The 24728-nt window shown below is 31.5% G+C and carries 19 protein-coding genes and 1 pseudogene; all 20 read left to right on the top strand.

The genetic code is table 11. The annotated features are described in order from the left end of the window. Window positions 1–302 precede the first annotated feature (302 nt). The gene (locus tag A3SG_RS0111135) at window positions 303–3320 is read left to right on the top strand and encodes a virulence factor SrfB (RefSeq protein ID WP_016990098.1); all 3018 of its coding nucleotides are present in this window, start codon (window positions 303–305) and stop codon (window positions 3318–3320) included. 7 nt (window positions 3321–3327) lie between these two features. Next, window positions 3328–6108 (top strand): virulence factor SrfC family protein, encoded by a 2781-nt coding sequence (locus A3SG_RS0111130; RefSeq protein ID WP_016990097.1) that lies wholly within the window; start codon window positions 3328–3330, stop codon window positions 6106–6108. Window positions 6109–6114: 6 nt separating this feature from the next. After that, the gene (locus tag A3SG_RS0111125; protein ID WP_016990096.1) at window positions 6115–6873 is read left to right on the top strand and encodes a hypothetical protein; all 759 of its coding nucleotides are present in this window, start codon (window positions 6115–6117) and stop codon (window positions 6871–6873) included. A gap of 10 nt (window positions 6874–6883) precedes the next feature. Further along, window positions 6884–7405 (top strand): hypothetical protein, encoded by a 522-nt coding sequence (locus A3SG_RS0111120; protein WP_016990095.1) that lies wholly within the window; start codon window positions 6884–6886, stop codon window positions 7403–7405. A gap of 9 nt (window positions 7406–7414) precedes the next feature. Further along, window positions 7415–8809 (top strand): S8 family peptidase, encoded by a 1395-nt coding sequence (locus A3SG_RS0111115; RefSeq protein WP_016990094.1) that lies wholly within the window; start codon window positions 7415–7417, stop codon window positions 8807–8809. Window positions 8810–8853: 44 nt separating this feature from the next. After that, window positions 8854–9837 (top strand): hypothetical protein, encoded by a 984-nt coding sequence (locus A3SG_RS0111110; RefSeq protein ID WP_157485431.1) that lies wholly within the window; start codon window positions 8854–8856, stop codon window positions 9835–9837. 30 nt (window positions 9838–9867) lie between these two features. Beyond that, on the top strand, window positions 9868–11076 hold the full coding sequence (locus tag A3SG_RS0111105; protein WP_016990092.1) for a hypothetical protein: 1209 nt from the start codon (window positions 9868–9870) through the stop codon (window positions 11074–11076). 24 nt (window positions 11077–11100) lie between these two features. Next, window positions 11101–12555, top strand: a complete 1455-nt coding sequence (locus A3SG_RS0111100; protein ID WP_016990091.1) for a hypothetical protein — start codon at window positions 11101–11103, stop codon at window positions 12553–12555. Window positions 12556–12561: 6 nt separating this feature from the next. After that, window positions 12562–13239, top strand: a complete 678-nt coding sequence (locus A3SG_RS0111095; protein WP_016990090.1) for a hypothetical protein — start codon at window positions 12562–12564, stop codon at window positions 13237–13239. 19 nt (window positions 13240–13258) lie between these two features. After that, window positions 13259–14167, top strand: a complete 909-nt coding sequence (locus A3SG_RS0111090; protein ID WP_016990089.1) for a hypothetical protein — start codon at window positions 13259–13261, stop codon at window positions 14165–14167. A 68-nt stretch (window positions 14168–14235) separates the two neighbouring features. Next, complete coding sequence (locus A3SG_RS0111085) at window positions 14236–15405, top strand: SH3 domain-containing protein (RefSeq protein ID WP_016990088.1); 1170 nt, start codon at window positions 14236–14238, stop codon at window positions 15403–15405. Beyond that, window positions 15399–16055 carry a L,D-transpeptidase gene (locus A3SG_RS19705; RefSeq protein ID WP_016990087.1) on the top strand — a complete coding sequence of 219 codons (657 nt, stop codon included), beginning with the start codon at window positions 15399–15401 and terminating at the stop codon, window positions 16053–16055. Before A3SG_RS0111085 ends, A3SG_RS19705 begins: the two co-directional genes overlap by 7 nt. 2 nt (window positions 16056–16057) lie before the next feature. Beyond that, window positions 16058–16921, top strand: coding sequence for an RDD family protein (locus tag A3SG_RS0111075; protein WP_035663866.1), 864 nt, complete (start codon window positions 16058–16060; stop codon window positions 16919–16921). Between the two features lie 115 nt (window positions 16922–17036). Next, entirely contained in the window at window positions 17037–18050 is a 1014-nt protein-coding gene (locus tag A3SG_RS0111070) for a hypothetical protein (protein ID WP_016990085.1), read from the top strand. Window positions 18051–18232: 182 nt separating this feature from the next. Next, window positions 18233–20164 carry a DUF1566 domain-containing protein gene (locus A3SG_RS0111065; protein WP_016990084.1) on the top strand — a complete coding sequence of 644 codons (1932 nt, stop codon included), beginning with the start codon at window positions 18233–18235 and terminating at the stop codon, window positions 20162–20164. A gap of 26 nt (window positions 20165–20190) precedes the next feature. Next, the gene (locus A3SG_RS20825) at window positions 20191–21630 is read left to right on the top strand and encodes a WG repeat-containing protein (RefSeq protein WP_016990083.1); all 1440 of its coding nucleotides are present in this window, start codon (window positions 20191–20193) and stop codon (window positions 21628–21630) included. A 44-nt stretch (window positions 21631–21674) separates the two neighbouring features. Beyond that, window positions 21675–21875, top strand: coding sequence for a hypothetical protein (locus A3SG_RS0111055; protein WP_157485427.1), 201 nt, complete (start codon window positions 21675–21677; stop codon window positions 21873–21875). 203 nt (window positions 21876–22078) lie between these two features. Then, the gene (locus A3SG_RS22360; protein ID WP_029596754.1) at window positions 22079–22393 is read left to right on the top strand and encodes a DUF6150 family protein; all 315 of its coding nucleotides are present in this window, start codon (window positions 22079–22081) and stop codon (window positions 22391–22393) included. Between the two features lie 64 nt (window positions 22394–22457). After that, window positions 22458–23261: an endonuclease/exonuclease/phosphatase family protein gene (locus A3SG_RS0111045; RefSeq protein WP_016990080.1), complete on the top strand. Its 804-nt coding sequence runs from the start codon at window positions 22458–22460 to the stop codon at window positions 23259–23261. 102 nt (window positions 23262–23363) lie between these two features. After that, window positions 23364–24728 (top strand): annotated as a pseudogene (locus A3SG_RS0111040) (hypothetical protein); the annotation flags it as partial.

Raw genomic sequence — 24728 nt, 5'->3', positions numbered from 1 at the left:
GTATTGTGCAATCATTCCAAAACCCCTTATTTTACAACCAAAGGACTATGATGCGATGCAAAAAACAAATTAAAATGGACATCTAATTAAATATTTATTTTCCTCAAATGAGGAAAACCGTAAAGTTGTAAAATTTATTGAGACTAAGTTTACAACGATTTTATAATTAAACACGATTTGTTTACTATTATTCTGAAATAAGTTGCTCTTTTAACATACCACAAAACTGTATCACATATGAAAAGATAAGCCAATTTTTCATAATATCTAATTAAAAATAATTTTACAAAAAAAATCGATTGATGAAAAGAATTTCACTTATTTCTAATTCCAGCATTCAGTATCATAAGTTTGAATCTGAAATCAATTTAGATTTTGCAAAGACTAATAAACTATATTTCCACCAACCATTTGACACAAACATATTAGATTTTACTCTAGATCCATTATTTAAAGTAACTATTGATGGTGATGAAAAATACTATCGAAAACAGGAATTACAAGACAACGATTATATTGTAAATAATAAATTAAAAGAGGAAGTTGACTTAAACACTTGTAAGGAGATTGTTGATGTTTATGAAGCTAGTAATCTAAAAAAAGCGATAAAAAACTTCAAAAAAAAATGGATTCCGCTTCCTTATTTCAAAGATAATTCTATTAATAAAGATGTCATGTATCCGACCGACTGGGCACGACTGTACTTTGACTGTGACGACGAATATAAAAAGGTGAAAATAGTTTTAGCTATTGACACCACTCTCGCTAAAAACGAATCCGATAAAACAGGACCTCAATTAAGCTTAAATCCAGAAGAAAATATATTTAAAATTCATACTAATGAAATCAACATTAGTAATTTTTTATTCAGTACCAATGCATCAACATCATGGATTGAGGGCTATTTAGCCGACATGTTCTATGGTAAAAATGATGAATTGCGCTATGAGCAACCTATCAAACAATACATCTCCCATTATATACTTTTAGTAAAATGGATTGCGAGTTTAAAGGAAACGCCAGAATTACAATTATTTACTGACGAAACTACCAAAATTCCTGTTGATTTAGTTATTGATATTGGTAACTCAGCTACCTGTGCTTTATTATTTGAAAATGATAACGATGCGCCTTTTACTTTTGAAAAAGTAAAAAAAATAATCATTCAAGATTATTCAAATCCTCAATTAGAGTACAATGAACCATTTCCAATGAACTTGGTTTTTAGTGAATCTAATTTTGGAACCATCAACCAAAAAAAATATCATAATAACAAGTTTATTGTTCCTAGTTTTATGAGAATTGGTTATGAGGCAGAAACCCTAATAAATAATTCAAGCATCAATCTTAATTTAGGATATGAATTAAAAACCCATAACTCTAGTCCAAAGAGGTATCTATGGGATAAAAACCCAGCTGAAAAAGAGTGGGAATTTTATCCAACTGACTTTAATAAAATCAAAAAGGTATATCTCAGTGGAATTTCAGAGCAATTAAAAATTGATGGGGCATTAACCAATGGTGAAGTATTTGGTTCAAAATCGATGTTCTCAAGAAATTCATTAATGAAGTTTGTTTTCTTAGAGCTTTTAATACACTCTTACGTTCAAATAAACTCCTATAAATTTAGAGAAGACCACGGTAATCTGACTATACCAAGAACATTAAAAAGAATCACTATTTCTTGTCCGACCGGCATGATTCAACATGAACAAATAGCATTGCGTGAAGCAGCTGAAGATGCATGTAAACTGCTAAATAATTATGTAAAGTATTATTTTGATTCTAATGAAAATAAATTTTGGTTTGAATTACCAGAAATTATACCTTCTATAAAAGACATTGCAAAAAAACTTCCTGATTTAGAGGAAAGAAAAGATTGGATATATGATGAGGCTACAAGTTGTCAATTAGTCTTCATTTACAGCTTACTTTCTAAAAAATTACAAGGTAACAATTATGTAATTGACAATTACCTTTTTAAAAACAAAGACAAAATCACAGTGGGCTCGGTTGATATTGGTGCAGGAACCTCAGATGTGATGATTGCCAGTTACTCTCTAAACAAAGACGACAAGACTATTAATATAAAACCAGACCCACAATATTGGGACAGTTTTAAAATAGCGGGTGACGATTTACTGAAAGAGATCATTCAACAAGTCATCATTGAAGGAACGGTAAATTCTCCATCAGATGAAGGCTGTACGGGTGTCATTGAAAACTATGCGAAATCCAAAGGAATCGAAAATGTTTCTGAAAAACTTAATGGTTTTTTTGGGCAAGATTCAAATAACATTGGATATGTCGCTAAAATGATGCGTAAGGCGTTTATTCATCAAGTAGCAATACCACTAGCGATGCATTACCTGAAAAATGCCAATGGACAAGAAAATGCATCTTTATCTTTTGAACAAATAATTGGAAAAGATTTCAAAAATAAAGAGTTAATCAAGTATTTCGAAAGACATTTTGGATTCAACTTTCTAGACATAAGGTGGAATATCAATCCTTCCAAGATCAATGCTATTGTAAGTTCTGTTTTTGATAGTATGGTCAAACAGCTTTGTTTGGTGTTGAACCAATATCAGTGTGATTATATTGTGCTTTCAGGAAAACCGTGTTCACTAAATAGCTTGGAAGAAATCTTTTTAAAGTATCTAACAATTTCTCCAAACAATTTAATCAATTTAAACACCTATTGGATAGGCAAATGGTTTCCTTTTTCAGACAACAGAGGATTTGTAGAAGATCCAAAAACAATGGTTAGCGTAGGTGCAATAATTGCATTAATGGCAGGAAAACTTAAAAAAATAAACGACCTGAAAATTGATACTGAAATCATAAAACAAAAGCTGATTTCAACTGCCGATTATATTGTAAAAAGCAATTTCAATACAAAAGAAATTATTCTCACCCCGTCTAAAAATGAAAACAGCATTTTAGTGCATTCACTACCGTATCAATTTGGCTATGCAAAATATATATCCAAAAACTATCCCGTTTCCGATTTATATAATATCAGTCTGGACAACAAAGAAATTAGAAAAACAATAAAGAATCGTTTTCCAAATAGGGAAAACACTTTTTATGAAGATCAAATCAATATTGAAAAAAATAAAATCAATCAAAATTTCCCTTTAAAAATTACCTTATCAAGAGAAATTGACGACTCTAAAGAACAATTAAAAATTGAAAGCGTAGAAGATGTAGAGGGTAATGATAAATCAAATAAATTTTTTAAACTGAATTATCAAACTTTGGATAACGAAAATGGTTATTGGTTGGACACTTGCGAATTTATTTTAAATGCCAGATAATTAATTTATGAAACACTACTCAGAACAAGATATAGCCGTTTTAAAACAAAATATAAAGTTAAACATCAATAAATTGACCGACTCAATTAAATGGGTGGAAAATAATTTGAAGTATGAAGAAAAAAACAGTCTGTTATTAAAATTAAAAAACTCGCAAAACACATTTAACAAGGTACACAACAACATAGATTCAAAACCCGTTATTGCAATTTTTGGGGGCAGCCAAGTAGGTAAGTCCTACTTGATTAAAAATTTATTGAGTAGCCACGGACAGCCATTCGTTATCCGAAACAATAACAAGGAGTATGATTTTCTTAAAGACATCAATCCTCCTGGTGTCGGTGCCGAAAGTACTGGTGTGGTTACAAGATTTACGGTTGATAATGAAATTAAGTTTGAAGAGTTTCCAATTAAAGTAAAATTACTATCTGCAAAAGATATCGTAATTATTGTTTTAGATTCCTTTTTTCTTGATTTAAAAAAGATTGCAGATTTTGCTAAGAGCAAAGAATTGGATATTCATATCAAGTCATTTGAAGATAGCTATTCCAATCCAAAACAAAATGCGATAAATGAATTCGACTTATTAGAAATCAAAGAATATTTTGAAAATCATTTAAGCAAACATACAATCATGTTTGAGGGCTTGATCGAATCAAGATTCTTTGAAAGAATTGGTAAAATTATTTCTGGATTTGAATATCAGGAATGGCCAAGGATATTTGACATTCTATGGAATAAGAATGAACATATTTCCACACTTTTTCTGAAATTAATTACTAATTTAAAAACCTTGAATTTCGATTCAGTGGTCTATTTAGCATTCAACGAAGTGTTGAGAGGCGAAGGAGAAGTTTTAGACGTAAAACGATTAAAGGAGCTAAATAACTCGACTAAGCATACAACAGTAAAAAAAGAAAACGGGGAGCAAATCACAATTAATTTATCACTAATAACTGCACTAACCGCAGAGCTTATCTTCTCTATTCCGAGTGAACTCGTTGAGAGTAAAGAGTTTCTAAAAAATTCTGACTTACTAGATTTTCCTGGCGCGAGAAGCAGACTGGCGCTTGAAATCCAGGATATAGATGCTAAAATTATTCCTGACATGTTGTTAAGAGGAAAAGTATCGTATTTATTCAATAAATATTCTGACGATTTCAATATTAATAATCTTTTGTTTTGTACTAATGATAAGCAACTCGACGTAAATGAGATACCTTCTCTATTATTCAATTGGATTTCTAAAAATATTGGAACTAATTCTTATGAGAGATCCAAATCTTTAAAAGAGTCGTGCATTCCACCATTATTTGTAATATTCACATTTTTTAACAATCAACTAAAATATGATACTACAAATGATTTCGAATATGCAGACGATTATCAAAAACTGGATTATAAATGGGATACTCGCTTTAATCGTTTTTTTAAGAATGAAATTGTCACCCAGACTAAGGACTGGCATATCGACTGGACCAAGGGACAAGTAAATTTTAAAAACTTCTACCTTTTAAGAGACTTCAAGTATTCTACGGACTCATTTGATGGGTTTGAGGAATTTGGTTTCGAATTAAAACCTAAAGAAGAAAGAGTTCCGTTTTTAGAGAAATTGAAAGATTCTTTTTTGAATTTTGATTTCGTTAAAAATCATTTTGATTCTCCTGTAAACAGTTGGGAAGTTGCTGCTAACTTAAACTATGATGGATCTGAATTAATCATTGATAATTTAACCGAAGTTTCAAATAATCTTACAAAAACAAATCATTACATCAATAAACTCAACAGTCTAATTGTTGAATTGAAAAAGGATTTAAACAAACATTTACATTCAGATGATTTATCTGTACTGAGAGCCAACAGTATGAAAAGCGTGAATGACATTCAATTCTCTTTAAACTCTTTTCTGGCGAAAGACATTACTGCTTTCAACCAATTGATTGAATTATCATCATTGAAACCGGTGGAGGTTTATAATTTATTGAATGAAAACATTGTAGTCAATGTCAATCAAAAAAATCTAGAAAACTTTGATCAAAGTAATATTTTGATTTCTCAATATCCAGAATTACAGAATGTAAATTCATTTGAAGAAATTATTGAAATATTAAAACAGAAGTTGTGGTTATCGTCAAATGAAGAAGTAGAAGATTTTTTAACAAAAAAAGGCATTAAAAAAGAAAACTTATTCTCTAAAAATGAAACAAAGTCAAAGGCACATTTTTACACAGAGTTAGTGCTTAATTATTGGATTTCAAAGATTAGTAATGTCTCAAACCATGATTACTTCATTAGCAATGGGATAAGTCAAAATAGCTTATTAACTATAGCCGAACATTGGACTAAGATCATTTACAATAGAGGTTTAAATGATAAACTAGAACGAATATTAAACGATATAGTTTCTGAAACGGATATAAATCGTGGTGTTGAAGAGTTTTTGGCAGAAACCTCCTCCTTACTAATAAATGAATTAGTGATAAACTTTGACTTAAACTATTTCACAAATGAAGAATTAATTGAAATTGATAATTTAAAGACAAGTAATGACTTTAAGTTTTACAATAAAACAGTAACAGTTGATCCAAAAACAATACAAAATTTATTTGAAAATAATACAGATGACAAAACGAATGTTAACAGTATTGTTTTAGAAAAATACAACAAATGGATTGAGTTTTTTAGAATTTCATTACTAGTGAATTGTGGATTTGTAAGTTATGATGAAAAAGCAAATAACCAGTTGAAAGAATTGATTAATAGTTTTAATGAATTCAAATTAAATTAAGTTTCTATGAACAAATTCCATCAAATTCCTACAGATAAATTTGTGCCTATATCACATGATAACAGTTATCTGTTCAATCATTATGACAAAGTAGCCAACTTTTTAGCATTTAATTTAGAGAAGAATTATAAAAGTATTTTAGCTAAACCCGTACAAAACGGGTATGCGTTTGATTGGTTTTCTGTATATGAAAATCTTGTCAATATAAATGAGCAAAACACCGCAGAAGCTGAAACGGCACTAATGAAATATTGGGAATTTATAGAAGTTATTAATGCTAAAATTCAACAACTTTCAAATTCAAATGACGAAAACAATAAAAATTGGGCAAAACTTTTGACCAAAGTGTTCAACCGTCAGGACAATTTTATTTTTTCAAATGGTAAAGATATTTGTATTGTTTGGGGATGGAAGTTTGACAATAACGAACTATACAAACCCAATATTGCCAAAAACCAAAATCTTGACCTCATTCCCGAAAAAATTGTTGCTAGTATTGAAAAACCTTTAGAAAAAAATGTTCCAGAATTTAATCCCACCAATATTTCCCACGATTTCATAGAGGAGGAAGATCTTATCGAAGAAATCGTTTTTGAAGAGGTGCTTATAGACGAAGATATTAACCATAAATCATCCGGTTTTTTGGAATTCCTTAAATGGTTTGCTTCAAAATACTGGTGGCTTTTATTAATTCTACTGGGGCTAATTATGCTTATTGCAATTTTTCAATTGATGACACTAACAAACAAAATAAATAACATTTAATCTAAATCGAATGAACAATTTCTTTTACAAATATTGGTGGTTGTATTATTTGCTGTTTTTTTTATTGATTGGTGTACTGATTTACCTGTTACTATTAAAAAACAATATTGAGAGAGTTAATACTGACTACCGCAATTCGCAAAATGAATTAGCAGAATGTAGAGATTTTTATAAAAACATTAATACCGTTGGTGCTACTATTGAAAAACCCGATTCAATTAAAATAGATAACACTTATAACTGTGATGCTTCTGTAAAATCAGGTGGTTTAGGAAAAATCGTAACAAAACATGAATTAGGAACAAAAAGCGGAACTGTGACTGTTGATTTTGATATGGAAAACATTCCAGATAGTATAGTAATTATTTATGACGGTAAAGTGATCGCATCATCTAATGGGTTGGTAAGCGGAAGAAATTCTATTTCTTTTAAATACAACGCTGGCATCTTACATCCAAGTTTCTGCTTTGTTGAACTTGCCGCTCCGCAAGATGGAACTTCGTGGAGTTATCTACTTAACTGTCCGCAATAAAATACACCTATGAATAGAAATAAATATCCAGTAAGTTATTTTATATTACTCTTATTAGGGCTGGTTGCTTCCATTTTATTTTGGTTTGTTATGCTAGTTAATACTGACGTACAAAACGCCCCAATTATTGTCACTTATCAAAATAATCCATCAACTGAGAAAGAATATTGGGAACAAGACTATTTGCCTGAAAATGCAAGTCAAATAATCCCGATTGACACTTCTAAAATAATTAATGACACCGTAAACAAACGGAGAATTGTTTCAAATTTAGTCAATATTGCCATCAAGAACACGACTAATTCTATTGCTAAGTTCGCCAATGATTTGAAAGAAAAATATCCTTCAGATGATTATAAAATTATTTATTTAGATAGTGTTGTCAATAGATTACAAGTACAATTACCCGAACAAGATAGGGTTAATTTTAAAGCAGAGGTCAAAGCAAAATTAGACCAATACAAATTATTAGTGTGGGACGAAACACTGTTTGACTATGTGAAAAATTTTAACGACCCAAAACTCAAAGACAATAACATCAATTGGTATCTAAAAGCAATAAATATAGATAAAGCGTGGGAAGAAACTACTGGAAATAAAAACATTGTTATTGCTGTCATTGATAATGGCTTCGACCTTAACCACCCTGAATTAAAAAACAAGGCAGTCAAACCCTACAATGTTATTGACAAAACTACGGATGTAAGTCCTAGTAAAGAAAACCATGGCACACATGTCGCTTCAACAGCTGTGGCAAACGGTAATAACAACCAAGGTCTCGTTGGGATATGTCCAGATTGTTCTTTTATGCCAATTAAAGTACAAGACCAAAACGGAATGTTGACCAATACTTACATAATTGATGCGATACTTTACGCCATAAAGAACAAAGCAGATGTCATCAATTTATCCTTAGGTATGCAAATCCCTATGGGAGTCAATTTACCACTTCAGGAACAAAAAGACTATATAAATTCTGGTGCTAAAGACGAAGAAGAGTTTTGGGATGATTTGTTCAACTATGCCAATTCAAAAAATGTTACCTGCATTCTAGCAGCCGGTAATAGTAATGTCTTATCTGGATTTGATCCGTTTCAAAGAGCTAAAAGTACCATTAAAGTTGGAGCGGTAGATAATAATGGGAACAAGGCAAACTTTTCGAATTTTGGAACAAATACAACTATTTATGCTCCAGGGATGAACATATACGGTGCTAAACCAGGAAATAGTTACGAAATATTACAAGGAACAAGCATGGCTGCACCAATTATCTCAGGATTGGTGGGTTTAATTAAATCAAAAAATAAAAACGCAACCAACCAACAAGTACTAGAGATTCTAAATAGGAACTCTATAAATAAAAACAATTTAAAAATAGTTGATGTAATCAGTTCACTAAACTAAAATTATAGTAATTAAATAATAATCAATATACAAACCCTTAATTAATGAAACAACAAAACTTTTTATTCGTAGACTTAATATCGTCCATATTTCTTTTAGTACTTCTTATCGGAAACTTCATGGGGTTATTATATATTACTGAAGGCAATCTTGTCCTCAGTATGGTAGGTAGCTTATTTCTGGTAGTATGTTACTTTTTTGTTATACAGCTCCTGAAGAAAAACAAAGAGTTGATGATTAGAAAAAACTTCTTACATGCCTCGTTATTATTTTGGGTGTTTTTCCTAGTGCTTGGTTATGCCAGCTTTAATTTAATGTCCCATTTTATCAATATTGAATACAATTGTAAAGTACAAATTAAGTCTGAGGCCTCTCAAAAAATAGCACTCGTTGATAGTTTATTTCAAGTTTACAATAAAAGAGCAAACAATGATTTGCTCAATTTTGAAGCTCAATTAAAAACAAACTTATCTCTATATAAAACTACAAGAAACGACAAGCTTCGTGTCGAACTGATATCAGGACCTTTCTATATTGATGCTGCCGTTTTAGGTAATCCGGATTACATTAATGTTGAAGAAGTTGCCAATGCAAAAGTGACACCTTATAGAGCAAAGATTGACAATAACATTAAAAATATAGCAAAAACAATAGCGTTAAATAGTAAAAAATATCAAAGTGTATTTGATAACTGGAAAAGATTGAGTCTAATGGCTACTTATTCTAAATTAAATGAATATGTCGATGAAAGCGGTAAGTTAATAAATTCTAAAATTGCGGAACTCCCAGTTGACAAAACCCCTATTACTATATCCTATAATAAAAAATTATTACCCCTAAATAATCCGGAAAAGTTGAATGCGCTGTTCCACCCAAATTATATTCTACCGTTAATCATTATTATAGTTATTCACCTGTTTATTTTAATTCCCTTTTTATCGCACAAAGTGAGAGGGTATAATAACTCTGGTAAAAGTAAAAAATATAGTAAAAGTATTAGCACACAAAGAGGAACAATAGAAATATAAATTAATTTCAAAACACAAAAAAGCATCACAATGGACGAACGTAAAAAAAATATATTATTGCAGAATTGCAATAATCTTGATACCAATCAATTAATTGATGTAGTCAAAACTGGTCACATAAGTATCGATGAATTCCGTAATGCAGGCTTAGATCTTGGAAAAATTAATCAGATTGTCAATTCTTTTATTTCAAAAGAACAGGAACAGAGAACTAAAGAACAAGCTCAAGAGATTGCTGATAGAAAAAATGAATTGATTGAAAAAGTAATCAAAGGAAAAACCAGTGCTGATGAAATTAAAGCAAACATTAATAATAGAGCGTACACTTTTGATGACTTAGCGGAGGCAGGTATCAATTCCAGAACTATTAATTCTTTAAAGCATTATTGTAATTCAAATAGAATTACGATATTTAAAGATATCAGTCAACTTCCTGCTATGGAAGAAGGAAGGACAGACGTATATTTTGTAGGTGTACCAGGTTCTGGAAAATCAACAATGTTGTCCGGTTTATTAAATATGGCCAACAAAGATGGAATTTTGATACCAGATACTTATAATAATGATGGCTCCGTATATCAAACTCAGTTAATTTCTGATTTAAACAGAGGCGTACTACCCAATGCTACTGCTTCAGGTTCCTACAATTATGTTCCGTTATCTATTAAAGATGAAAATGGTGCAAAACATCCCTTTAACATAGTGGAAGTTCCTGGCGAAAATTACGTAAACATGTTCAACAATGGAGATGTCAGTGATTTTTTAAATTACATCGGAAACGACAACAAAAAAATATTAATTTTTGTTATTGATTCTCTTGCCCATGATACCGGTTACAATGATTCCAACAGTCAATTGGACCAGAATTTGGTATATGTAAATATCTTAAATATGTTTAAATCCAATGGAATATTGGAACAAACGGATGCCATTTACCTTGTTGCTAATAAATTTGACGCAATCAAAGAAAGCAGGTATGCTAGCAATAATTCTAATCATGATGAATTAGCATTAGATTTTCTTCAAGATGAATTCAAAAATTTGATTAATAATTGCAAAGATGCTAGAGAAAATTCCAAATCTAAATTTAAGATAAAAGTCTTACCCTTTTCAATAGGAAATGTTTCCTATTCCTCCATTATCGATAATTTCAATAAAGAATATTCAAGTGTAGTTATCAATAATTTAATTGAGGATTCTTTTGTGGTAAAAGGTTCAAGATTTAAAATCTTTAGTTAATCATTAGTATATAATAACTCAATTATGAATCAATTTGGATTAATAATACAAGAAACCACTGCTGGTTCCAACCTGCAATTTGTTTCTTCCCATTTAGACGAGAATACTCCTGAGATTAGGGAGACTATTACAGACGAACGCACTTTAGCAGCACAGTTAGCAAATATGTCTGATGTTTATGCCGTTCAAATCACAAAAAACTTCAAAGTATATTCTTTAATAGTAACAGATCATCGGGATTTCCTTGGAAGATCAGGTTTTTATGCTATACGTTTATATGGACCTAAAGGAGTTAATTTAATGAATTTCGAAAAGACTCTCGCTGATATTAAAGACAAGTATATTGCTGATACAAATTCAAATAATTTAAACAATCAAAACTACAACAATATCCTTTCTAGTATATTAATACTTGAAAATGATATAAATAATTTTATATCGTTAAATAGTAATGCCAATTGCTATGTTTATTTTGATGAGTTCAATTCACTATTAAGTACTGTTTTCAATACTAAAGGAATTAATTTAATTCACAAAGTATATGCTTTTAATAAAACTAAAGCAGTTCCTGAAAACATAGTTTTAAGCACTGGATTAAAGTCCTATGGACAAATTAACTCATCCCAAAAAGAAATCAACATTGTCAACAACTATGCGATTCTAAAAGAATTAAAAATCAATCATCAAAATGTTGACTATAATCCAAATTTATCTGAATTGACTCTAATTTGTCAATCTAGCGATTCAATAGTTTTTAATACGACGGATGACCAGAACTTCAGGCCAATTCCCAATAACTTCATATCTATTGAAAGGAAACATGTTCCAAGACCGGTATCTGCGCCCTATCGCGGTGGAAAGAAAAAAACATTTTGGGAAGAAAATGGAATCTACCTGGGAATTCTGCTATTAACGATTATGATGGCAGGAGGTAGTTACTATTACTTTGAAATGAAGAAGCCAACTAATAAGATTACAGATGAACTATATCCAAATACCCCACCAGGTAAGGACCAAAAAACAGTTGATTCAAATCCAAAATCAGAATACACATTTGAACTAATAATGGAAGTTAATGATTCTGTATATCAATCTAAATACCCAAAATTAGAAAAATATAGATTCAGATTTAAAGATAAAAACTGGTTGTGTAAAAATACCGAAGGTAAAGATAGGTATGTAGATTTTAAACAAGAAACAGTTGATGATATAATAAAAAAAGATTCTTTGAATATGATTGATTTAAAAAAAGACGAATTTATAAAACAACTAATAAAAAAGTCAGGTCATCCAGTTTTAAACAAAGAAATAGTAAAACCCAACACAAGCAGCCAAAATAGAACAAACAACAATATGTCAACTTCCATAACTACTCAACATGGTTCATCAAGAAATAACAACAGTAGTACAAATTTACCGACGAAAAATAAGACCGACGCTGTTAACACTACGGGGATGATTGAACCAGCCAAAAACTAAACTAATATGAAAATAACAGAAAAAATAAGAAGCCTTGTTTTTTTGGGAGGAACAATGCTCGTAGGAATTTTAATAATCGGAATCCTTATGTTCACCGAAAGTAGCGATGTTGATGGCGTAGAAATTGTTGACCAGCAAGTAAATACAAATTTTAAAGCATTAGAGAGTAAAATTAAAAATTTAAAAACTCAAAATTTTAATCCCAGTAGCTACAATACGATTGCAACAGAAATTGATGCTTCCTATCAACAGGAGTTATTAAACCCATCAGCAAAAACAAACCTGATGTCAAATCTTGCAATGGTATACTCTAACTTGGTATACTCACGATGTGAGCATTTCTTAATGGGAGCAGGTATGGATAGTAGCAGCGATGTGATAAGTTGGCTTAATCAATTAGAAAAAATTACCGCCAAAAACAACAGAATCGATAAATACCGTAGTCAAATAAATGCGTATAACTATTACTCGACAACACTTCCTGCTAAAGTTAATCAATTCATCTATCCGGGTATTACAAATTATAACGAGGACAAATATAATGCGTATATGAAAGAAGTTGTGAATATGCCGAATTTAGACACTGCTTATAAAAACAAACCGACATTTCTAAAAATTAAAACCGAATTAACCTTAGCACTACAAAAATTCAACGCTAAATTTTACACCGATTTTGACATATAAAATATAAAATCCATCCATTATGAGAAAAATAACGTTTTTATTTTTAATAATCTCTGCGTCCTTATTCGCACAAAAAAATGAAGATTATTCGAAATCAAATAAAGAAGAATTAATTAATACAATCCTTTCGAAAGAAAAAGAAATAAAAAAAATTAATGCAATTTTAGAAAAAGAAAAGTTAGAAAACAAAAAAAATTTTAGTGACGCCATTGGCAAATCTGGAGAAGAAAACGTCAAATTAAAAAAAATTATTAAAGAAATCAACACTACATTTCTTCGACAAACATTTGATTCTAAATACATCAACGATAAAACCTATTTCAAGGATGCTGATTTAACGAATGAAGATGATACTGAAATATTTGAAAAATATAATATCGTTATTAATAGCATAATGATCGATGAAATAGATAATGAAGTATCAAAAACTTGCAAATACGCTCTTGATTTTAATACCAACTATTTAAAATTATTTGAAATACGAAAATTAGTCCTTAGCGAAAAATACAATGAAGTCAAATACAAGGAAGCTATCAGCAACATTGAAAAACTTCCTGTCTTAGCAGCGGATAATAATTTAGATAAAACAAAAAAAAGAATGACTAATCTTTTAAAAAATTATCTCGAAAATATATGCTTGCTTAAAATCAAGTTGGACTCATTTAGAAAAGCAGACCAGAGTCCTGTAATGAAACAAAAATACTCTGCCCTTGAAAAGGATGATCATTTTAAGGATTATCCCTATTTAATTCAAGTGATAAAAAACATTAAGAGCAATGTTAATAATTACAATTCAGAAGAAGATTTACAGCCTTGTCAAGAAGTGAAAGCTAGCGTTGAGACTACAAAGCAAGAAACAACAGATCTAGAAAAAGATAAAAAAACAAAAGAAACTCCGATAGGAGAAAAGAAGAAACAAGTAAAGTAAACGGTAATTAGGAATAGTTGAAATTCCAAAATTATTGATTCCCCAAAGCAAATAAAAAACATTTAAGTATGGAAACATTAGAAGGTTTAAACGATTTGATCTATAATAGACTTATAGAAAAAAACGGCAACATCAAATTAACAGAAAACAATGACATTGTGCGTTATGCAAATGCTGTTAATATTCCAGAGAATCAGTTGCTATTTCTTATCCTAGAAGTAGAAGAAAAGATTGATTGGACAGCAATAGAAAAAAACAAACAACGAGAAAACACTTCTAGCACAGCTGTTTTAAATCCAATTAGTGGTACTAACACAAATTCAACATCCAACATAATAAAATGTAAAAACTGCAATGCCGAGAATGAAAAGGGTGTTGCTAACTTTTGTGTTGAATGTGGCTCAGAACTACAACAACAGCCAGAACCAGTTTATCAACAACAGCCAGCTTATCAATCGCACCCACAATACGTGCAAAACAACAACATAAGCTCTGATGACGAACCAATTACAAGATCTAAAATGCCAATTATTGTTGGGGTTTCTATTGTTATCATAGCTTTAATATTGGGTTATTTCTTTTGGGGTAAAGATTATTTGAGAGATAAGAACGCTCCCCATATGTATAGCTTTGCTCGTTCATTAGCATTACGTTCCAGTCCGGCGGGCGGAGGCGATTATAATATGATTGGTAATATTCCTTATGGTTCGGAGGTTTTGGTCTATGATAATGGAACGGAATGGACTAGTTGTAAAGTTAATGGTCAGGAGGGATATGCGTCACCAAAATACCTTCTAAACAAAATGGATTTCCAAGAATTAAACGCCATTTTAGCAGATGAAGATACTCGAACAGCAGTTACGCAAACTCGATTTAAAAAAGCTTTAATAAGCTATTTTAGGAACAGCAACATCATAGGTCAAATGGATGACGAAATTCAGAAAGACGTATATGGTGCAGTAACTACCAAAGAAGTTTGGCAACTGTTTGCAAAAGCGGAGTCAACCGGTCCGAATACCGTCTATTTTTCAAAAAAATCAAACCAAAATTCAAAGTTCAATGATTTTGCCTGTATCATTAAGAACAATAGTACTGGAGCACGTAAAATCCTAATATTTAGTTTTGATGATAACGAAATTCCAAAATTTGAAGGCGAAGCCGATGCTCCTGCTGAAGGCTACATTGCTTCAATTGAATATGATTATGGAAGTTTAACTCCAACTTATACATCATGGTAGTTAATCTAAAAAAAATAGCAATTGTCTTTTCTTTTCTATTGTTAGCCGGACTTACCTTCTGGTACTATAAAGAGTTGAAAATGATGAAAAATGCTAAGTTTATTATCATCAATAAAGCGGATATGACACTATCCCAGTATAATTACAAAGGAGATTTACTTCACAAATTTAAAGTCGCGACAGGTAAAAATTACGGAGATAAAATAAAAAAGGGGGACTGCAAAACACCTGAAGGGGTTTTTACAATTGAAGAGGTTGTTGATGCTTCAGCTTGGAGCCATGATTTTAAAGATGATAAAGGTGAAATTAAGGGGGCTTATGGACCATATTTCATAAGGTTAAGGGTACCAGGACAAAAAGGAATTGGGATTCATGGAACTCATGACAATACCTCTCTAGGAAAACGAGCCTCTGAAGGATGTATTAGAATTAACAACAACGAATTAACTCAATTAGTAGAAAACATCAATGCAAACTCTGTTGTTGTTATAACACCAGGAGTTGAAGACATTATCATAAATACTAATCCTGATTCACCAAATAATACAGACAAAGCTGAGAAATCCGAAAAATTGATTATAAAAAAAGAGAATCCTTTAAGAGAAGGCAATAAATTAATTATAAAAACTAATTCTAAAAAAAGCGTATAAGTATGAATAATAATTGTCCAAAATGCTCGAGCAGTTTTTCTGAAAAAACTAAATATTGTAAGATATGTGGATGTAATCTTCAAGAAGAATTGATTGAAAAACCAACCTGTCCTAAATGCAGCACAGTGTTTACTTCCGATATAAAATTTTGTGAGCAAGATGGCACTAAACTAGTGCATCCCGATAAAATGATACCAAAGTGTGTCATTTGTAATAAAGCGTATACAAATGGAGCTAAATTTTGTCCAAACGATGGTGGAAATATTAAATTGGACGATGAAATTATCCAGCAATCTAGTAGACCTCAAATACCTGTAAACGAACCAATAAGAAACACTCAGGAAGTACATCAAGTTTATCATAGTACTACGATGACCGTTGATGCAACCCAACCCAAATACAAAGAGGCAGATTTGGGTAAAAGATTTGTAGCTTATTTATTAGACGGAATTATAACATTACTGTTTTTTATTCCTTCCCTAATTTTTATTTTAGATTTTTTTGTAAATATTTTTACCTATGGCAATAGTTATATGAGTGATTTTAATCCTGCTAAACTTGGGTTTGGTTTTATTTTGCTGATTCTTCCTTTTAGCTATAGTTTGATTAAAGATGGTTTAGGAAACGGCCAAAGTTATGGTAAGAGAGCCCTTAATTTAATGGTGGTTAACGTAAACAGCAACAACCCTTGCTCTAAATCAAATTCTGCTGGACGAAACATCATGTTTAGTATTATTTCTTGTGTTCCTTACATAGGCTATTTAGTCGAAGTTATAATGGTTTTTGCTAATTCTGAAGGTAGAAAAATAAGCGACCTAGTAGCTGGAACTCAAGTTATTGATGTAAATGAATATAAAAGCAATTAGATCAAAACACATGAAAAAATCACTATTTATTACTTTTTTTTTCTATTACTATTTCAAAATTCTATAGCTCAAAAAAAAGACGTAAGCACCCTTATTAGAGAATCAAAAGAAGCCTATGAACAGGAAGATTTCGAAACTTACAAAAAACAAAATTTTGGAAGCCAAATTACAGTTTACAAGTATTCCCCCACCCATTGTTTTGTCTTTAGAAATTTTGTCAAAGGCACTAATAATAAAAAACAATCCGTTATATGACTATTCGCAAGTAGTAGACGCTAGAGCACTGGCTAGTAGTTATTTAAAAAATTCTAAAAACAAAACTGACAAATACTACAATACTGTTCAGATAGAGAGTCGAATATTGAATTCCTATCCAAAAGATATAGCCTCTTTTCTAGCGCTAAAACAACAAATTGAGCAAGAAAAATTATTAAAAAAAGAAAGAGAAGAAAAAGCTGCCTCTGAAGCGAAAGCGAAAGCAGAACGGGACGCTATTGAAAATAAATTAAGACTCGAAAAGGAAGAACTTGCAAGAAAAACAAAAATTGAGGCTGATAAAATAAAGAATGAATTAGCCGCAATTGAAGCAGAAAAAAATCGAATTATAAAAGCGGAAGCCGACGAAAAAAACAGAGCTAGAACTGCTGAGTTAGAAAAAAAATACTATAAAGATCTGTCTTTTAAAAAAGGCTTTTCGAGTCTAGGTATACAAAGTGGTGAAATTGCCAAATATGGCTTACTATATGAAACTGGTAGTCGTAAACTAATTGGTTTTCGAATGTCGGCAAGAACAAGTTTAACTTTAGAAGAAGATATCCTTAGCGGAAAGTCAATAGCGAACAAAACTGAAATAGAATTAGGGCCCAACTTTAGACTTTTCAAACGATTTTACCTCAACATAGGTGCCGGCTATGGCTATTATGACAAAGTTGTTCGTAACGATTATGCAGGAACTTTATCAGTAGAAAAAACAGGGTATTTAGTGGCAACTTCAGGATTAATGATACGTATAAGTAGGGTTATAAATATTAATGGAGGAGTCTCATTTATGGATATTGACAAAGAATTTTACAAACCTGAAATTACTGCTGGCATATCCTTTAATCTTAAAAAAAAGATTTTATACTAAATTCAAATTGGTATATAAAAAATATTTAAAATGAAAAAACAATATTAAAGAGTGTTACACTTCTATTCACTACACTCATAGTTATCCCTTTATTATATAGTTGCACTGAAGAATTTGATTACGGAAAATCAGAAAATGCGGTTAAAACATTAGAAGTTAGTACTGTTTTACAAACAAGCACAATGGTTTCAGGATCAGTGATTACAGATAATAATGCAAGTCTTTCAGAAAGGGGAATTTGTTATAGTACAAATAACAACCCAACTATTTCTGATCAAATAAAGCTAGATTCACAAGCAACTTTAGGGAGTTTTACTTGTAATTTAATTAATTTATCTCCTAGTACTACTTATTTTGCAAGAGCATACGCTACAAATGAATATGGAACTGCTTATGGGGGAATAGTTACATTCACAACGCAAGCGGCTACTATTCCAATAATCTCGTCAACAACTGAAGCATCATTAGTTACGCAAATCTCAGCAACTAGTGGTGGTATCATTACCAATAGTGGAGCTTCGAATGTCACTAGCCGTGGTGTTTGTTACAGCAACACAAGTTCTAATCCAACAATATTAAATAGTAAAACTAATGATGGTACTGGTATAGGACAATTTACAAGTGCATTAACAAATTTATCCCCAAAAACGATCTATTACATAAGAGCTTATGCAACAAATGGAGTTGGGACAGCATATGGCGATGTAAAAACTTTTGTTACAACATCTGCAACTATTCCGTTAGTTTCAGCAACGACGGCGGCATCCTTTATTTCTTTAACTACCGCATTTAGTGGCGGTACAGTAACTACTGAAAATGGAGCGTCAATTACTTCTCGAGGTGTTTGTTGGAGTAATACAACTACAAGCCCTACAATCACAAATTCAAAAACTGTAGATGGGAGCGGAATTGGAACATTTGCAAGTTCGTTGTCAGGATTATTACCTAGCTCGACATATTACGTTCGTGCGTACGCAACAAATAGTATTGGTACAGCGTATGGTCCCGCTATAGCATTCAAAACTTTAGCCGCAACTATCCCGACTGGTATAACAACTAGCACAATTACATCAATAACTCAAACAACAGCAATTGGTGGTGGAACAATTACAAGTGATGGTGGCGCAACAATAACTTCTCGCGGTGTGTGTTGGAGTAATACAACTTCTAACCCTACAATAACAAATCCAAAAACAATAGACGGTACAGGAATTGGTTCATTCACTAGCTCTCTAACAAACTTGAGTCCCGGTGCTACTTATTATGTTAGAGCCTATGCTACAAATAGTGTTGGAACAACCTATGGAACATATACTACTTTTACCACGGCAGCAGCTACGCTTCCAGTTGTATCAGCTACAACATCAATTTCAGCTATATCACAAAATACTGCAACAGCTGGCGGAACCATATCCAGCGATGGAGGGTCTACAGTTACTTCACGCGGAGTTTGCTTTAGCAGTACAACCTCAAACCCCACAATATCAAGCAGTACTACAAATAATGGTTCAGGAATTGGGTCATTCACAAGCTCAATAACTGGATTGTCAGAAAACACAATCTATTATGTAAGAGCTTATGCTACAAATAGTATAGGAACTGCTTATGGCCCAGTAATGTCTTTTAAAACATCAGCTACTACCCTTGCTGTAGGACAAAGCCACCAAGGAGGTATTATTGCATACATTTTCCAATCAGGAGACACAGGCTTCATTTCTGGAGAAACTCACGGTTTAATTACAACTACGTCAAACCAAAGTACTGGGGCCCAATGGGGTTGTTCAGGAACATCAATTAATACTAGTTGGAATATTGGAACTGGCCAGAACAATACAACATCTATTGTTAATGGCTGTTCAACATCAAGTACAGCAGCTAGAATATGTAATGACTTAGTATCTGGTGGGTACAGCGATTGGTACCTACCTAGTTATAATGAACTTGAAAAAATGTATAGTAACAGAATTGCAATTGGAGGATTTGCTAATACATATTATTGGAGCTCTTCACAATATTCTACTACCACTTCATTAAGCAAATATTTTTATACTGGGGGTGGATATACTAGTTCAAAAACAGACACTCTGTATGTTAGAGTAATTAGAAAATTTTAATTTAATAAAAATTAATATAAATAAATATGAAAAAAATTCTATTGATGATCGCGCCATTGTTATTGGCAAGTTGCAGTTTTTTAAAGTCATCTAAGGAGATTGATTTAATCCCTTATGCTCAAAAGGATAAATATGGCTACTTCGATTTAGAAGGGAAAATTATCATAAACCCACAGTTTGCTTATGCTTCAGCATTTAGAGAAGATATAGCTCTAGTGAAAACCACTGGGGACAAAGGCATGTGGGGTTATATTGACAAAGAGGGAAAGTTCACTATAAATGCAACCTATAAGGATGCGACTGTATTCCAAGAAGGAGTAGCATGGGTGGTCTCAGAGAATGGTGCTCCAACTGCTATAGACAGAAAAGGCGAAATTAAATTTACTTTAAAGGAGGCGGAAAAAGTTCGTTTGTTTTCTGAAGATTTAGCCGCATATTCAAAAGAAGACTCTACAGCTACAATTTGGGGATTCGTGGATAAATCCGGAAAACAAGTAATCAACCCACAATTTGATGCAGTTGGTGATTTTCACGATGGTAAATGTGCCGTAAGGAATAAAGATGGTAAATGGGGATATATTGATAAAGCCGGAAAAATAATTGTCAATCCTCAATTTGATAGTGCAGCTGGATTTAAAGATGGTAAAGCTGTTGTATCCTTGGATGAAAAAGCGGGAGTAATTGACAAAGATGGCAAATATATTATTAACCCTCAATTTGGAAATGCTTATGCAGATGGAGACAAATATTTAATCAATCAAGATGATAAATATGGCTGGTGTGATAAAGAAGGTAAATTTATTATTAATCCACAGTTTGATGACGCTGTTTTTTTTGGAGATAGTAAATTAGCTAGTATAAAAAGTTCTGATAAATGGGGCTTTATTGATAAAGAAGGTAAAATTGTGATAAATCCCCAATTTGATAATGCATTTCCATTCATGGGAGATATAGCTATTGTTAAACTAGGTGGGAAATATGGCATAATCGATAAGGAAGGAAAATATAAAGTAAATCCTCAATTTGAAACTATTGGAGATGATTTAGTAGCCTATCTTTTTGATTACAGTATCAAAGGAAATATAACTTCCGAATATCTAGATACAGACAAGATTTTAAAAGTCATAAACATCGATAAGCCAGAAAATTTAAGTTTTGAAGATGACTCTCAAACTATTTTAAGTAAAACAGGAAAATCATTAAGTGATTTTAGTACTTATGATGATACTAATGCAATTTTTGAAAATAAAACTATTAATAATGAAGCAAAATATGGCTTTGGTATTATGGGAAAATTAGTTGATTATGATGATAACTATAATAAAATTGTAACAAAAAGTAAACCACAAGGTTTTATTTACAGTATAGCTTTGTCAGGAAAAGCTTATGAAAAGGCAGAGACAATTCAAAAAGCTTTCGAAAAAAAATTAAAATGGATACAGTTTAATGAAAAAAGGGTAATGTAAATGAAGCCTATACTAGTGTGTATAAAAACAATAAGAACATAGTGGTGATTTCAAATAATGGCTTGAGTAATCCTATTTTTTATGTTCTCAAAAATGATTTTGACATTTCAAGTTACTTAAATAAAATAGTTAATAATTCTGACGAATCAATTAGCCATAATGATCAAGGCTTAGCTGAAGAAGTTGTAGCTGTTGACACTACTGCTGTAGCTGTTGATAGCGCTGCTACTTCATATTATGAATAAACGTTTGTCGATTTATTAAAAAAAGAACCAAACATCAAGAAATAGCCAATTAGCTATTTTTTGATGTTTAATAATTTATAATATGTAGCAGGTCTTATACAATATAATTAGAGCTAAAAGACGCAAACAACAAGGATAAAAATTCAATGTTTCTAAAATAGGACAGCCAATAAAATAATGTTTTATGAAAATACGTTTTTTTAATTGTTTCCTTATTAGTCAGCTTATTAACTCAAGCTCAAAAAGTATATTCCGTTAAATATGCAAACCAAGCGGATGTAAAAGTTTTTGTCGTCAATTATCCCAATCAGGCTGATTTAAAAGTGTACAAGGTCAAATATTACAATCAGGCGAAAAACAATAACGGACTATGGTTTTTTACTAAATATGCCAATCAGGCCGATAAAAAAATATTCTTTGTTAGATATGCAAACCAAGCAGATATGAAGATATATTTTGTCAAATATCCAAATCAAGCTGGGTGGAATAATGTGGCAAAAAAACATTTAATGTATTAATCCATATGGTTATTCTCAATAGTCTTCCCCTAATAGAATAATTTTAAATAATTACTTACGCTACATGAAAAAATGGTTAATCATATTTTATGTTTTTTTTACAACGACGTTATTTCCCCAACCAAAACTCCTATCTTGGAATATAGAAAACATTGGCAAATCAAAATCAAATCAGGAAATAGCATTCATTGCTAATACAGTAAGAGATTTTGATATTATTGCAATCCAAGAAGTCGTTGCTGGTTATGGAGGCGCGCAAGCTGTGGCAAGACTCGCTGATGAACTAAATAGAAAAGGAGCCAAATGGGATTATGTAATCAGTGACCCTACGAGCAGTAGCGCTTATAAAACCGAACGCTATGCCTATATCTGGAAAACCAGTAAAATCAAAAAGATAGGACAAGCTTGGCTAGAAAAAAAATACAATTTAGAGATTGATAGAGAACCTTATTATTGTACGTTCCAATACGAAAACAAGCAATTTACGGTGGTTAACTTTCATGCGATAACAAAAAGCAAACAACCCGAAACGGAAATCAAATACTTTAAATTTTTGCCTGCTGCATATCCTACATTAAATTTAATTTTTGCTGGCGATTTCAATTGCCCTCAATCGCATACGGTGTTCAATCCATTGAAAAAAATGGGCTATAGATCGGTATTTGTAAATCAAAAAACTTCTTTGAAAAGGGACTGCATAATGGATGAATGCCTAGCTTCAGAATATGACAATATGTATTACAATTCCGCAAGAGTAACAGTTAAAAATTATGGAGTAGTTCCGTTTTATCAAAAATTCAATTCTTTAAAAGAAGCACGAACCATTTCTGATCATATTCCAATCTGGGCAGAAATTGTGTTGAATTAAAAGGAGGAGTAAACTTTTAGAATACTATAAACAGGCTTCAAAAACCAAATAGCATCTTATTTATAAAAGACAAATAGTACCAACTAATTAAAAAATGTAACAATGGATTCAACAAAAGTAAAAAATATAGTTAAGAGTCTTGAAAACGATTTTTACAATAAAATAATTCTACTGGATGATTTAAAACAATGCGAATATCTATTACTCAATTTTGAATATAAAAACATAGACAGAGTTATCCAAAATATTGAATTCCCTATTGGCGATAATTTAAAAAAATCATTTATTTCATTACAAAACAATACCCCTTTAATTAGAAATAAGGCTTTTTTAAAAGACAGCTTGATTAGGGATAAATGTGACACTATAAAAAGTGAAAAAGTACACTGTAGTCCAAAAGATACCCGATTGGAATTTCCAATTGAAACCGACAACAATAGATTTGTGGAGAAACAGCAACTATTTTACTTACAAGATTCTGTAAAGACATGTAGTTGCAAGGAATGTTCTGGAGATGGCTTAGTAAGCTGTTATGACTCTGTTTGTAATGGGAATCATACCTGGGAATGCGACGAGTGTATTGGAGAAGGAAAAGTTTCCTGCCCTAAATGTAGTGGAGAAGGCTGGAATCGATGTGGAGGCTTATTCATGGGATGTGGAGGATCGGGAAAAGTAAAAAAAACAGTACGTCTGGCTAGTGGAAAAACATCAGAAAAATTAGTCAATTGTTCTTCCTGCTCAGGAAAAGGAAAGGTAAAATGCATGACTTGTAATGTAACAGGCAAAGTTACCTGCTCTAAATGTTCGGGAAAAAGAACCATCACCTGCAATTATTGTTATGAAGACAGAAAAAGATATGGGTTAACAGATTGCCGTAATTGCGATGGTAAAGGAGAGTTTGGAGAATTAGACTTTGTTGTATCCAAAATAGAGAACAAAAAACACCAGAAAATTATAATTAAAGGTCCAGTATTACAATTGGATCTGCGTACGATCGAAGATTACTTTTCACATCTTAATGATAAAAAAGAATTATTTTATCAGCATAATACGGTCGTTAAAAATGACTATTCTGAGTTTGAAAAGAAACATTGTGAGATTTTAGAACAAGAATTAAATTTAGATAAAAACTCATTTCCTAAGGTTTTGACAGAAAAACTAGCCTACAAACACATTACGTGCATTGAGTTTAATTACAAACATATATTATCTAATGAAATCCACAGAGGAGTTATTATTGACTATGATTCCGCACCCCGAATCAAGCTTTACTCTGATCCCGAAGAATTAAAAATGGATTTAAAAAATGCGGCAAAAACAACGACAAGTTTTTTATCCAAAATTTTTAAAACTAAAAAGTTCAAACTTAAAACAGATAGACTCATTGAAATCAAGTTAATGATTTATTTAGCAAAAGCAGATGGAAAAATTGAAGAGTCCGAAAAAATATTTTTATCGGAAATAATT

This window comes from Flavobacterium sp. ACAM 123, from assembly GCF_000264055.1.
Taxonomy (GTDB): domain Bacteria; phylum Bacteroidota; class Bacteroidia; order Flavobacteriales; family Flavobacteriaceae; genus Flavobacterium.
This window is presented reverse-complemented; position numbering and strand designations above follow the sequence as displayed.

Coding starts and splice junctions, on each gene's coding strand:
- A3SG_RS0111110 (WP_157485431.1), top strand. CDS start 8,854: ATGAAACAACAAAACTTTTTATTCGTAGACTTAATATCGTCCATATTT.
- A3SG_RS0111045 (WP_016990080.1), top strand. CDS start 22,458: ATGAAAAAATGGTTAATCATATTTTATGTTTTTTTTACAACGACGTTA.
- A3SG_RS0111070 (WP_016990085.1), top strand. CDS start 17,037: ATGAACAGGAAGATTTCGAAACTTACAAAAAACAAAATTTTGGAAGCC.
- A3SG_RS0111115 (WP_016990094.1), top strand. CDS start 7,415: ATGAATAGAAATAAATATCCAGTAAGTTATTTTATATTACTCTTATTA.
- A3SG_RS0111085 (WP_016990088.1), top strand. CDS start 14,236: ATGGAAACATTAGAAGGTTTAAACGATTTGATCTATAATAGACTTATA.
- A3SG_RS20825 (WP_016990083.1), top strand. CDS start 20,191: ATGAAAAAAATTCTATTGATGATCGCGCCATTGTTATTGGCAAGTTGC.
- A3SG_RS0111130 (WP_016990097.1), top strand. CDS start 3,328: ATGAAACACTACTCAGAACAAGATATAGCCGTTTTAAAACAAAATATA.
- A3SG_RS0111065 (WP_016990084.1), top strand. CDS start 18,233: ATGGTTTCAGGATCAGTGATTACAGATAATAATGCAAGTCTTTCAGAA.
- A3SG_RS0111135 (WP_016990098.1), top strand. CDS start 303: ATGAAAAGAATTTCACTTATTTCTAATTCCAGCATTCAGTATCATAAG.
- A3SG_RS0111105 (WP_016990092.1), top strand. CDS start 9,868: ATGGACGAACGTAAAAAAAATATATTATTGCAGAATTGCAATAATCTT.
- A3SG_RS0111125 (WP_016990096.1), top strand. CDS start 6,115: ATGAACAAATTCCATCAAATTCCTACAGATAAATTTGTGCCTATATCA.
- A3SG_RS19705 (WP_016990087.1), top strand. CDS start 15,399: ATGGTAGTTAATCTAAAAAAAATAGCAATTGTCTTTTCTTTTCTATTG.
- A3SG_RS0111120 (WP_016990095.1), top strand. CDS start 6,884: ATGAACAATTTCTTTTACAAATATTGGTGGTTGTATTATTTGCTGTTT.
- A3SG_RS0111095 (WP_016990090.1), top strand. CDS start 12,562: ATGAAAATAACAGAAAAAATAAGAAGCCTTGTTTTTTTGGGAGGAACA.
- A3SG_RS0111090 (WP_016990089.1), top strand. CDS start 13,259: ATGAGAAAAATAACGTTTTTATTTTTAATAATCTCTGCGTCCTTATTC.
- A3SG_RS0111100 (WP_016990091.1), top strand. CDS start 11,101: ATGAATCAATTTGGATTAATAATACAAGAAACCACTGCTGGTTCCAAC.
- A3SG_RS0111075 (WP_035663866.1), top strand. CDS start 16,058: ATGAATAATAATTGTCCAAAATGCTCGAGCAGTTTTTCTGAAAAAACT.